Here is a 12,472-nt window from a genome sequence, read left to right as displayed (position 1 = left end):
CGGCCCGGCCGGCCGATGCTCAGCGCGGGGCGTTGTTGCGGTCGCGGATCGCGTCCAGGATCTCCGGGCCGAGCAGGGTGACATCGCCCGCGCCCATGGTCAGGACCAGATCCCCGGGCCGGGCCAGCGCGGCCACCGAACCGGCGACGTCGGACCAACTGTGCTCGGTGCGCACCAGGCCGCCGTTGTCCAGCGCGGCGTGCGCGATGATGTTGCTGGTCACGCCCGGCTGCGGGTCCTCGCGGGCGGCGTAGATGTCCATCACGACCGCGATGTCGGCGGCGGCCAGCGCGCGGCCCATCTCCACACCCAACTGCTGGGTGCGGCTGAACAGATGCGGCTGGTACACCGCGATCACCCGGCCCGCGCCCACCGCGCCGCGCGCGGTGGCCAGGTCGGCGGCGATCTCGGTGGGGTGGTGGGCGTACGAGTCGATCACCCGGATGCCGCTCTCCTCGCCCTTGAGCTGGAATCGGCGGCGCACTCCCTGGTACTTGCCCAGGCCCTCGGCCATCCGCTGCGGCTCGACGCCCAGGGCCAGGCCGACCGCGAGCGCCATCACCGCGTTGGAGGCGTTGTGCCGGCCGGGCACCGCGACGGTGAACACCAGGTCGTCCTCGACGGCCTTGCCGCGCACCGTGACCCGGCTGCCCAGGCCGAGCGACTCGATCTCGACCAGGCGCAGGTCCGCGTCCGGGTGCTCGCCGACGGTGACCACCCGCAGCAGCGGCAGGGACACCGCGAGCCGCTCGCGCAGGGTGCCGGCGCCGGCGTCGTCGGCGGACACCACCAGGGTGCCGCCCGGGGTGATCCGGGCGGCGAAGATCTCGAACGCCTCCAGCACGTCCTCGAGCGAGCCGTAGTTGGCGTGGTGGTCCAACTCGACGTTGAGGACGACCGCGACCTCGGGCGCGTACTTGTGGAAGCTGCGGTCGCTCTCGTCCGCCTCGGCCACGAAGATGTCGCCCGAGCCGTGGTGGGCGTTGCTGCCGGCCTCGTTGAGGTCGGCGCCGATCGCGAAGGACGGGTCCAGGCCCAGCGAGGTGAGGCCGACCGCGAGCATGCTGGTCGTGGTGGTCTTGCCGTGGGTACCGGCGACGGCCACCGAGCGGCGCCCGTCCATCAGCCGGGCGAGCGCGTCCGCGCGGTGCACGATCGGGATGCCCCGCTCGCGGGCGCGCACCAGCTCGGGATTGTCCGTACGGATCGCGGACGACACGACCACGCAGGACACGTCCTCGGCCACGTTGGCCGCGTCGTGGCCCACGTGCACCGTGCAGCCGAGTTGGCGCAGCGCGAGCACCTGGGTGGAGTCCTTGGCGTCGCTGCCGGAGACCCGGGCCCCGCGAATCGCGAGGATCTTGGCGAGCCCGGACATGCCGGCGCCACCGATGCCGACGAAGAACGGGCTGCCGAGGTCGACGGGCTCGGCGGGGGGTGCCATGACGCGGGCTCCTTCGAATCGTGGGACCCGGGCGGTTCGGCGCGGGCTCCCGCGATTGTGTCAGTTCACGTCGTGTGCGAAGAGCTTGAGCACCGGGACACCCACGTTCTGCCGGGCCCGCGAGGCCCAGTCGCGGTGGAAGACCTCTTCGATGAAGTGCGGGTCGGTGAGCACGATCACCTCGTCCGCGTCGTGCCGCTCGACGATCTGCTTGAGCGTGTCCAGCGGGTCGCGCCCCGGGGTGGTCTCGCCCACCGCGTTCGCGCCGGACGCGCGCAGGGCCGCGACGCTCGCGTCCAACGTACGGCGGGCGGCGGTCGCGCCGTCGTCCGGGTCGGGCTTCTCGTCGATGTCCTCGGCCGCCTCGTCCAGGCGCACCAGGGCCACGTCGTCCAGGGCCTGGAGCAGCTTGCGATGGTCGGCCTTGCCGGGCAGGACCACCACGAACGAGGTCTCGACGCCCTCGTGCAGGCTGGTGACGAACTCGACGTCCGCCTCGTTCAGGACCTTTTCGATGAGCAGCACGATCGTGTACACGCAACACTCCTTGATCCGGATGATCCAACCGCCGGGGCGGGTGTCTGTGCGCCGTCCGCCCAGGAGACCACCCTCCCACTCTCTCGGTCGGCGACCGTCCACGAGCGCGGGATATCGGCCGCCGGGCACGGGCGCGCGGGTGTGCCGGCGAGGCTCACGCCCGCACGTAGCGGGTGAACAGCGAGCCGTCCTCCTCCAGCACCGACACCGGGCGCATCGACAGGCCGTCCGGAAGGGCCGGACCGGCCAGGATCCGGTCGGCGGGACCGGCGGTCAGCAGCGGGCTCACCGTCAGGCACAGCTCGTCCAGGCGACCGCACGCGGCGATCTGGGCCAGCACGTGCGGGCCGCCCTCGGTGAGCTGCCGGGTCAGGCCGCGGGCCGCCAGTGCGTCCAGGGCACTCGCGAGGTCGACCCGGTCCCGTCCGGCGACGAGCAGGTCACCGTTTTCGCGGGCCGCCGCCAAGCCGTGCGGTGCGGCCTCCTCGCAGGTGATCACGATGGTCGGGGTGACCGCCTCGGTGAACAGCGGCGCGGTGAAGTCGATGGCCAGGCTGCGCGAGACGACCGCGATCACCGGCGCCGGCGGTTGCCCGGCGGCGGCGCGGGCGGCGGCGTAGGCCGGTTTGGGCTTGGGCGGCCGGTAGCCCTCCTTGCGGACGGTGGCCGCGCCCACCACCACGACGTCGGCCAGGCCGCGCAGCACCCCGAAGATGCGCTTGTCCGCCGGTGAGGACAGCCCCGCTGACAGGCCGTCGGGTGCCTGCGCGGCGCCGTCGAGGCCGGCCACCATGTTGGCCCGCAGCCAGGTTCGGCCGGGCGGATAGGCGTACGCCTCGACGAGGTCGACGTCGGGTTCGGCAGGGGCGCTGGGTACGGGAAGGAGACGGCGCATGCGACCGAGTTTTGCACGCGTCGTAGGCTTGATGATCGTGCCAGTAGTCCACGCCGTGTCACTCACCCGGCGGCAGCCCAGCGTCCCCGCCGACCGTCTCGTCGCCGAGATGGTTCCGCCGCCGCGCTTCGGCGACGTGCGCTTCGATACCTACATTCCCGATCCGAACCAGCCCGGGCAGGCCGCGGCCGTGCAGCGCCTGGAGCGGTTCGCGGCCGAGCTGAACGGGGACGGCGGGAACGGCCAGCGGCGCTGGTTCCGCCGGGAGAGCGCGCCCGGCCCCAGCGGGATCTACCTCGACGGCGGCTACGGCGTCGGCAAGACCCACCTGCTCGCGTCGCTGTGGCACGCCGCGCCCGGACCCAAGTCGCTGTGCACGTTCGTCGAGCTGACCAACCTGGTCGGCGCGCTGGGCTTTCGGCAGACCGTCGAGGCGCTGTCCGGACACCGCCTGTTGTGCATCGACGAGTTCGAGCTGGACGACCCGGGCGACACCGTCCTGGTGTCCACCCTGCTCGGCAAGCTCGCCGACGCGGGCGTCAAGCTGGCCGCCACCTCGAACACGCTGCCCGACAAGCTCGGCGAGGGCCGGTTCGCCGCGCAGGACTTCATGCGCGAGATACAGGGGTTGTCCGCGCGCTTCGAGGCGTTGCGCATCGACGGCGAGGACTACCGGCACCGGGGCCTGCCCGCGGCTCCCGCGCCGATCGACGACGACGTGGTCGCCAAGTCCGCCGAGGCCGCGCCCGAGGGTGCCGCGCTCGACGACTTCCCCGAGCTGCTCGCGCACCTGGCGACCGTGCATCCCAGCCGCTACGGGGCCATGCTCGACGGGGTCACCGGCATCTTCTGGCGCGGCGTGCGACCGGTCCAGGACCAGGCGACCGCGCTGCGCCTGGTGGTGCTCGCGGACCGGATGTACGACCGCGAGCTGCCGGTCGTCGCCTCGGGGGTGCCCTTCGACGAGTTGTTCACCGAGGAGATGCTGGCCGGCGGCTACCGCAAGAAGTACCTGCGCGCGGTCTCGCGGCTGGTGGCGATGGCCCGCGACGGCGCGGAGCACGTACCGACCCGCTGACCGGGGCGGACGCACGGGTACGGCCGGCATCGGCCGTGCGCCGTGCGGGTGTTGTCCGTGGGCGACCGGTGTGCGGGTGAGGCATCATCGGACCCGGGTCCCGACGACGCGGAGGCAGCGGTATGGCGAAGAAGGCCGAACGCAGGAGTGCAGGCACGACCGACCGGGACCCGAAGGGGCGAGCCCCGGTGGGCCTGGGCGAGACATGGGACGAAACGGCCGTTGCGAAGGCCGCCAAGGCCGCGAAGGCCGGCAAGGCCGAGAAGCCGGAGAAGCCCGAGAAGGCCGCCAAGAAGATCGAGAAGGCCGAGAAGGCCGCCAAGGCCGAGAAGGCCGAGAAGGCCGAGAAGGCCGAAAAGGCGGAGAAAGCCGCCAGGAAGGCCGAGAAGGCGCTGAAGGCCGAGCGGGAGTTGCGGGCCGAGCAGGTCAAGGCGGCCCGAAAGGCCGACAAGAAGGCCGCCAAGGCGGTCCAGGCCGCAGCCGAGCGGGAGGCCGCCGAAGCGGCGAAGGTGGCGAAGAAGCTCGCCCGGCAGGCCGCCGAGCGCGCCGAGGCCGAGCAGGCCGCCGCCAAGGCGCTGCGCCTGGACGTGGTCGCCCTCGAAGCGGTCGGCCCGGACGTCGTCGAGGTGGTGACCGAAGCCGTCGTCGAGTCCGTCCCCGAAACCCGGGTCGCCGCCGAGTCACCGCGCCTGCACGTGGTCACCGAGGCGCCCGCGGAGGCGGCCGAGCACCCGCGGACGGACGTGCCGTCCATCCGCGCCGTGCTCCGCCCGCCCGCCGGCCCCGTCGATCTGACCGCGATCGACCCACGCGCCACCCCCGGCTTCCGCGGCGACAAGGCCGACGCGCTCGCCGACGTCGCCGCGATGGCACCGCGACTGGCCGAGCTTCAGGAGAAGCTCTACGCGCAGGCCGTGGCCGGCGGTGCGCGCCGCCGGGTGCTCCTGGTGATCCAGGGCATGGACACCTCCGGCAAGGGCGGTACGGTCAAGCACGTGATCGGCCAGTTCAACCCGTCCGGCTGCCACATCCACGCGTTCAAGGCGCCGACCGAGGAAGAACTCGGACACCCGTTCCTGTGGCGGATCCGCAACCAGGTACCGGCCCCCGGCCTGATCGGCGTCTTCGATCGCTCGCACTACGAGGACGTGTTGATCGCCCGGGTGCGCGAACTGGTCCCGCGCCAGGTGTGGTCGCGCCGCTACGCCACGATCAACCGCTTCGAGCAGGGCCTGGCCAAGGACGAGGTGAGCGTGCTCAAGGTCTTCCTGCACATCTCGCCCGAAGAGCAGCGGGAGCGGTTGCTCGCGCGGCTGGACAACCCGGACAAGCACTGGAAGTTCAACCCCGCGGACATCGACGAGCGCTCGGTGTGGCCGCAGTATCGCGCGGCCTACGAGGCCGCGCTGGAGAAGTGCGACAGCGACGCGACGCCCTGGTACGTGGTGCCCTCGGACCGTAAGTGGTACCGCAACTGGGCGATCAGCCGGCTGTTGCTGGAGCACCTCGCCGAGTTGGACCCGCGGTACCCGGCGGCCACCTTCGACGTCGAGGCGGAGCGCAAGCGGCTGCTGGACGCCTGAGCGGACCGGGCGGCCCCGAACGCCGGACGGCGGCGTCGACCGTCCGGCGTTCGGGCCCGATCAGCGCGGGCCCACGCGGACCACCGCGACCGAGGTCGCGGGCAGGCGCAGGGTGGTGCCGACCAGGCCGCGCCGGATCTCCGCGCGGTCGTCCCAGGCCGCGACGATCTCGGCCGCGCCGGTGCCCATCGGCAGCGTGGCGGGCTGCTCGGCCAGGTTGATCGCCGTACGGAACGCACCACGATGCACCATCAGCCAGCCGGCGGTCTCCTCGAAGCTGACCTGAACCCGGGTCAGATCCGGATCGGTCAGGTGTTCCCACTCGCGACGCAGCGCGATCAGCCGCTTGTACCAGGCCAGCAGCGCCGCGTGGGGTGAGCCCTTGAGCTCGTCCCAGTCCAGACACGAGTCGCGCACGGTTTGCGCGGACTGCGGATCCGGGATCTGCGCGGCGTCCCAGCCGTGCGAGGCGAACTCGGCGCGCCGACCGTTGCGCACCGCCTCGGCCAGTTCGGGGTCGGTGTGGTCGGTGAAGTACTGCCACGGGGTGGACGCGCCCCATTCCTCGCCCATGAACAACATCGGGGTGAACGGCGAGGTGAGTACCAGGGCCGCGCCCGCGGCCAGCAGCGCCGGCGGCAGGGTGGCCGAGATGCGGTCGCCGGTGGCCCGATTGCCGACCTGGTCGTGGGTTTGCAGGTAGCCCAGGAAGCGGTGTGCGGGCATGCGTGAGGTGGGCACCGGCCGGCCGTGCGTACGCTCGCGGAACGAGGACCACGTGCCGTCGTGCAGCCAGACCCGGGTGAGCGTCTTGGCGAGTGTGCCCATCGATCCGAAGTCGCCGTAATAGCCCTGCCGTTCGCCGGTGAGCAGGGCGTGCAGCGCGTGGTGGAAGTCGTCGCTCCACTGAGCCTGGACGCCCATCCCGCCACTCTCGCGCGGGGTGACCACCCGGGGGTCGTTCAGGTCCGACTCGGCGATCAGGAACAGCGGCCGACCACTGGCCGCGGCGAGCTTGTCCACCGCCTCGGACAACTCTTCGAGGAAGGGCACCGCACGGTTGTCGGCGAGCGCGTGCACCGCGTCCAGGCGCAGTCCGTCCACGTGGTAGTCGCGCAGCCACATCAGTGCGCTGGCGACCAGATAGGCGCGCACCTCGTCGGAGCCGGGTCCGTCCAGGTTGACCGCCCAACCCCACGGTGTCTTGTAGCGGTCGGTGAAGTAGGGCCCGAACTGCGGGAGATGGTTGCCGGAGGGGCCCAGGTGGTTGTGCACCACGTCCAGGATCACGCCCAGGCCGCGCCCGTGGCAGGCGTCGACGAATCGTTTCAGGCCCTCCGGGCCGCCGTACGGCTCGTGCACCGCCCACGGGCACACCCCGTCGTAGCCCCACCCGTGCCTGCCCGGGAAGGCGGACACCGGCATCACCTCGACGTGCGTGACGCCCAGGTCGACCAGGTGGTCCAGCCGCTCGACGGCCGCGGTGAAGGTGCCCTCGACCGTGAAGGTGCCGATGTGCAACTCGTAGACCACCGCGCCGGGCAGCGGCCGGCCGGTCCACGCCCGGTCGGCCCACGTGTACGCGGCGTGGTCCACCACCCGGCTGGGGCCGTCCGGGCCGTGCGGCTGCCAGGGTGAGCGCGGGTCGGGCAGCGGGGCGCTGCCGTCGATCACGAACGCGTAGTCGCTCCCGTGCACCGCGGCCGGCACCTCCGCCTGCCACCACCCGGGCCGGTTCGCGTCCCGCATCGGCTTGCGGCGACCGTCGACGATGACGTCCAGGGACGACGCTTTCGGGGCCCAGACCTCGAACCTGACCACGATGGTTTGTCCTTTCCGGGAACGCGGGCGAACGGGTGGGAGAGTGCGGAGGGAGCGCGGGTGGGTCAGCCGCGGGTGAGCAGAGCCACCGGCAGGTCCTCCAGGATGTGCCGCAGCCGGGCCTGGCCGCTGTACGGGTTCCCGGTCAGCGCGTCGATCCAGCGACCGGGCGGCAGCGGGAGCAGGGCGCCGCCCCAGCCGCCCTTGGCCGCGAGGCCGGCCGGCAGCAGGGTGGCCACGGTGATCGCCTCGCCGCCGCGCACGAACGCGATCGCGTGTCGCGCCTCCTTGCCCCGGGCGAGCAGCGGCGCGTAGGTGCCGGTGAACCAGTCGGGATGTGCCCGGCGCAGGCCCAGCGCGGCGCGGGTGACGCGGAACTTGAGCGCGTCCAGGGGAGCGTGCTCGCGGCCGAAGTCGACCGGCGCCCGGTTGTCCGGATCGACCAGCGTGTACAGCGCCAGTTCGCCGCCCTGGTACACGTCCGGTACGCCCGGCATGGTGAGCTGGACCAGCTTGGCGCCGAGCGAGACGGCCCGGGCCGGTCGATCCAGGTCGGTGACGAACTCGGCGATGTCGGCACCGAGTTCCTCGTCCGCCAGGACGGCGCGCACGAATGCCTCGGTGGCCGCCTCGTAGTCGGGGTTCGGGTCGGTCCAGGTGGTCGCCCGGGCCGCCTCGCGCATCGCCTTGCGCAGGTAGTCGACGGCCCGGTCGGGCGACAACGGCCAGGCGCCGACCAGGGTCTGCCACAGCAGATAGGTGTCGTAGCCGTCCGGCCCGAAGCGGAACTCGGAGCGGTGCGGCCGGGACCAGTCGTTCCAGGTGTGCACCCGTTCGGCCCAGTCCTCGGGGACCTCGGCGAGCACCGCGAGCCGGGCCCGCACGTCCTCGCTGCGCTTGGTGTCGTGGGTGCTCAGCGTGGTCATCGTGGTGGGCGACATCCGCGCGCATTCGGCGTGGAAGTCGGCGATGTCCAGGCCGATCGAGTCCGGGGCGCCGCCGACCTCGTTCAGCGAACTCAGGCCGTACCAGCGGTAGAACGCGCGGTCCTCGACGCCCTTGGCCGCCAGGGCTGCCGCCACCTGGCCGAAGCGGGTGCCGAACTCGCCGTCGGCGAGCGCGAGTTCGGCGATCTCGCGGGCCGCCTCGGAGACCTGCCCGGGCACCCCGGTCAGCGCCCGGGCCATCGCCGCGATCGAGCCGGGACCGCCGCCGGGGTAGGGGCGGTAGGTGGGGAACGCGGTCAGCAGCGGCGGCAGGGCGCGGCCGATGTCACCGGCGCCCGCGACCGGTTCCAGGTCGTCCAGGGCGCGCCGCAGCCGGGCGAATTCGGTGGCCAGGCCGCCCGCGAGCACCTCGGCCTTCGCTTCTTGGGCGAGGTAGTCGAAGCCCTCCCGGACCCCGGTCTGCTCGCGGTGCAGCGCCCGCAGCGGCTCGGCACCCTCGGCGTCGACGAACAGGTTGTCCACCCGGCGCAGCGCGTCGTAGCCGGTGCTGCCGTGGCAGGCCCAGTCGGTGGGCAGCCGTTCCTCGTCGGCGAGGATTTTCTCCACCACGATCCAGGCGTTCGGCGCGGCGGCGTGCAGCCGGGCCAGGTAGGCGCGCGGGTCGGCGAGCCCGTCCGGGTGGTCGATCCGCAGCCCCTGCACCAGCCCCTGGTCGACCAGCCGCAGGACGACCTCGTGGGTGGCGGCGAAGACCTCGTCGTCCTCCTGACGCAGGGCGATCAGGCCGGCGATGGTGAAGAACCGGCGGTAGTTCAGCTCGCTGTCCGCGCGCCGCCAGTGCGCGAGTTCGAAGTGTTGGGCGGCGAGCAGTTCGTCGAGCGCGAGCTTGTCGGTGCCGGCCCGGAGCGGGAACTCGTGTTCGTGGTAGCGCAGCACGTCGCCGTCCACGATCAACTCGTCGGCGACCTCCTCGACCGGTCCGCCGAGCACGGGCAGCAGCACCCGGCCGTCGTGCCGGGACCAGTCGATGTCGAACCAGCGGGCATAGGGCGAGTCCGGCCCCTCCCGCAGGGTTTCCCACAGCGGCCGGTTGAGCGACTCGGGCGCGGGCACCGCCATGTGGTTGGGCACGATGTCCAGCACGATGCCCAGCCCGTGTGCGGCGGCGGAGCCGGCCAGCTCGCGCAGCCCGTCCTCGCCGCCGAGTTCGGCGGACACGCGCGAGTGGTCGACCACGTCGTAGCCGTGGGTGGAGCCGGGCACGGCCTGCAGGACGGGCGACAGGTGCAGGTGGCTGACCCCGAGGGAGGCGATGTAGGGCACGGCGGCGGCAGCTTCGGCGAACCCGAAGGTGGGCTGCAACTGGAGCCGATAGGTCCCGGTGGGGAGCTGCGAAGGCGACGAGGTCATGCGGACTAGCTTCCCCGGACGGCCCCGGGCTACCACCCGCCGGGGTGGTGAAACCTGATCGGACGCGGCCGGGCCCGGTTCGCCGGGATCCGCCGGACCGGGGCCGGCCGCCCGATTCAGGGCCGTTGCAGGACCACCAGCGAGCGGGGCTCGACCGACTGGCAGGAGCCGCCGTCGACGGTCATCCGGGTCTTCGGCTCGTGCATCGTGGTCTTGTCGTCGGCCGTGTCGACCACGACGGTCCAGGTCGTGCCCAGGCCGTCGGGGATGGTGAACTCCTCGGTTTCGTGCGAGGCGTTGAACAACAACAGGAACGAGTCGTCGGTGATCTTTTGGCCGCGCGGGTCCGGTTCGGAGATCGCGTTGCCGTTGAGGAAGACCGCGACCGACTTGGCGGCGGCCGCCCACCAGTCGCCGTCGGACATCTCCTCACCCGTGGGGGTGAACCAGGCGATGTCGGTGAGCTCGTCGTGGGTGCCCTGGACGGATCTGCCGTGGAAGAAGCGCCGGCGTCGGAACACCGGATGCTCGGCCCGCAGCCGGGTCATCATCCGCATGAATTCGAGCTGATCGGGCACCTCGCCCTGGGGCCATCGGACCCAGGCGAGTTCGTTGTCCTGGCAGTAGACGTTGTTGTTGCCCTGCTGGGTGCGGCCGAACTCGTCGCCGTGCGCGATCATCGGCACGCCCTGGGACAGCAGCACGGTGGCGATGAAGTTGCGCTGCTGACGGGCCCGCAGCGCGAGCACGTCCGGGTCGTCCGTCTCGCCCTCGACGCCGTGGTTCCAGGACCGGTTGTGGCTCTCGCCGTCTCGATTGTCCTCGTGGTTGGCCGCGTTGTGCTTGCCGTTGTACGACACCAGGTCGTGCAGGGTGAAGCCGTCGTGGCAGGTGACGAAGTTGATCGAGGCGATCGGCCGCCGGCCGTCGTCCTGGTACAGGTCCGAGGAGCCGGTCAGCCGCGAGCCGAACTCGGCCAGGGTGCGCTCCTCGCCGCGCCAGAAGTCGCGCACGGTGTCGCGGTACTTGCCGTTCCACTCGGTCCACAACGGCGGGAAATTGCCCACCTGGTAGCCGCCCTCGCCGACGTCCCACGGCTCGGCGATCAGCTTGACCTGGGACACGATCGGGTCCTGCTGGACCAGGTCGAAGAACGAGGACAGCCGGTCCACCTCGTGGAACTGCCGGGCCAGGGTGGCCGCGAGGTCGAAGCGGAAGCCGTCCACGTGCATGTCGGTGACCCAGTAGCGCAGCGAGTCCATGATCAGCTGCAGCACGTGCGGGCTGCGCATCAGCAGGCTGTTGCCGGTGCCGGTGGTGTCCAGGTAGTAGCGCTTGTCGTCGGCGAGCCGGTAGTAGGACGCGTTGTCCAGGCCGCGGAAGGACAGCGTGGGCCCGAGGTGGTTGCCCTCGGCGGTGTGGTTGTAGACCACGTCGAGGATCACCTCGATGCCCGCCGCGTGCAGCGCCTTGACCATCGAGCGGAACTCCTGCACCTGCTGCCCGCGTTCGCCGGTGGACGAATAGGCCGCGTGCGGCGCGAAGAAGCCGATCGTGTTGTAGCCCCAGTAGTTGCGCATGCCCAGGTCGGAGAGCCGGTGGTCGTGCACGAACTGGTGCACCGGCATCAGCTCGATCGCGGTCACGCCCAGGCTCACCAGGTGCTCGATCACCGCCGGGTGCGCCATGCCCGCGTAGGTGCCGCGGATCTCCTCGGGCAGCCCCGGGTGGGTGCGGGTCAGCCCGCGCACGTGCGCCTCGTAGATCACCGTGTCGTGGTACTCGGTGCGCGGCGGCCGGTCGTCGCCCCAGTCGAACCAGGGGTTGATCACCACCGAGGCCATCGTGTGCGGCCCGGAGTCGGTGGTGCTCATCAGGTCCGGGTGCTCGAACGAGTAGCCGTACATCGACTCGTGCCAATGCACCTCGCCGCACATCGCCTTGGCGTACGGGTCGAGCAGCAGCTTGTTCGGATTGCACCGGGCGCCGGAGGCGGGGGCGAACGGGCCCTGGACGCGGTAGCCGTACCGCTGCCCGGGCTGGACACCGGGCAGGTAGGCGTGCCGGACGAACGCGTCGGCCTCGCGCAGCTCGATGCGCTGCTCGGCGCCGCCCTCGTCCAGCAGGCACAACCAGACACGTTCGGCGGCCTCCGAGAAGACCGCGAAGTTGGTGCCGGCGCCGTCGTACGTGGCGCCGAGCGGATACGGATGACCGGGCCAGACCTGCATGAGCAACCTGCTTTGTCGCGGATCGTGCTTCGGCAGCTTGCAGTCTCCCGTACCGAACCGGATTCATGTGCGAGATCCGCTCCGGCGTCCCCCGGTCGGGTGGATTTCGAGCCGGATCGGTGGGCGTGCGCGCCGTGCCACCGATCGGTTGCCCGCACCGGATCAGATCCAGTCGAGCAATTCCGCCGCGAGGACTTCCTCTCGGCACGGCCATACGTCGCCGCACGAGCACACCGCGCCGTCGGCGCCCGCGGGCTCGGCGCGGTGGTGGTGCGCGAAGATGTCCGCGACGACGTCTCGGTACTTGGCGAAATCGTCCTCGGTGCCGGTACGTCCCGCCGGGATCCTGCCGTTCGTGGCCAACATGACGACCTCCTGGGTGCCACGGTTCCTGCCGCATGAGACGGACCGTCGAGCCGTCCCGGTTGCGGTCCGGAACAGGTGGAGGGAAGACCCTCTGCCGTCCGGCAATTGTTCCGAGACGTCATCGTGCCGCCGGGCAGAAATTGCCAGAGCGTGTCGAGTC

The 12,472-nt window shown here is 71.7% G+C and carries 9 protein-coding genes; 2 read left to right on the top strand and 7 right to left on the bottom strand.

Annotated elements, in window-relative coordinates:
• Positions 1-19: 19 nt before the first annotated feature.
• The 3 genes from murC to ACFXMF_RS05040 all read right to left on the bottom strand — a co-directional run bounded on the left by murC (position 20) and on the right by ACFXMF_RS05040 (position 2,876).
• On the bottom strand, positions 20-1,444 hold the full coding sequence (gene murC, locus ACFXMF_RS05050; RefSeq protein ID WP_360317685.1) for a UDP-N-acetylmuramate--L-alanine ligase: 1,425 nt from the start codon (positions 1,442-1,444) through the stop codon (positions 20-22).
• Positions 1,445-1,504: 60 nt separating this feature from the next.
• Positions 1,505-1,981, bottom strand: coding sequence for an indole-3-glycerol phosphate synthase (locus ACFXMF_RS05045; protein ID WP_379989564.1), 477 nt, complete (start codon positions 1,979-1,981; stop codon positions 1,505-1,507).
• A 154-nt stretch (positions 1,982-2,135) separates the two neighbouring features.
• Entirely contained in the window at positions 2,136-2,876 is a 741-nt protein-coding gene (locus ACFXMF_RS05040) for a dihydrofolate reductase family protein (RefSeq protein ID WP_379989565.1), read from the bottom strand.
• Positions 2,877-2,907: 31 nt separating this feature from the next.
• Between ACFXMF_RS05040 and zapE the strand changes: the two genes are divergently transcribed.
• Positions 2,908-3,954 (top strand): cell division protein ZapE, encoded by a 1,047-nt coding sequence (gene zapE / locus ACFXMF_RS05035; protein ID WP_379989566.1) that lies wholly within the window; start codon positions 2,908-2,910, stop codon positions 3,952-3,954.
• 743 nt (positions 3,955-4,697) lie between these two features.
• The gene (locus ACFXMF_RS05030) at positions 4,698-5,537 is read left to right on the top strand and encodes a PPK2 family polyphosphate kinase (RefSeq protein ID WP_360317808.1); all 840 of its coding nucleotides are present in this window, start codon (positions 4,698-4,700) and stop codon (positions 5,535-5,537) included.
• A gap of 60 nt (positions 5,538-5,597) precedes the next feature.
• Here ACFXMF_RS05030 and treZ read toward each other — a convergent pair whose 3' ends face one another.
• The 4 genes from treZ to ACFXMF_RS05010 form a co-directional block, all read right to left on the bottom strand.
• Positions 5,598-7,358, bottom strand: coding sequence for a malto-oligosyltrehalose trehalohydrolase (treZ, locus tag ACFXMF_RS05025; protein ID WP_360317694.1), 1,761 nt, complete (start codon positions 7,356-7,358; stop codon positions 5,598-5,600).
• 65 nt (positions 7,359-7,423) lie between these two features.
• Complete coding sequence (treY, locus tag ACFXMF_RS05020) at positions 7,424-9,715, bottom strand: malto-oligosyltrehalose synthase (RefSeq protein ID WP_360317696.1); 2,292 nt, start codon at positions 9,713-9,715, stop codon at positions 7,424-7,426.
• 116 nt (positions 9,716-9,831) lie between these two features.
• Positions 9,832-11,946, bottom strand: coding sequence for a glycogen debranching protein GlgX (glgX, locus tag ACFXMF_RS05015; protein WP_360317699.1), 2,115 nt, complete (start codon positions 11,944-11,946; stop codon positions 9,832-9,834).
• A gap of 162 nt (positions 11,947-12,108) precedes the next feature.
• On the bottom strand, positions 12,109-12,312 hold the full coding sequence (locus ACFXMF_RS05010) for a hypothetical protein (RefSeq protein ID WP_360317702.1): 204 nt from the start codon (positions 12,310-12,312) through the stop codon (positions 12,109-12,111).
• Positions 12,313-12,472 lie beyond the last annotated feature (160 nt).

This window comes from Embleya sp. NPDC059213, assembly GCF_042754445.1.
GTDB lineage: Bacteria > Actinomycetota > Actinomycetes > Streptomycetales > Streptomycetaceae > Embleya.
The sequence above is the reverse complement of the archived record's forward strand: the minus strand, read 5'-3'. Positions and strand labels throughout refer to the sequence as shown.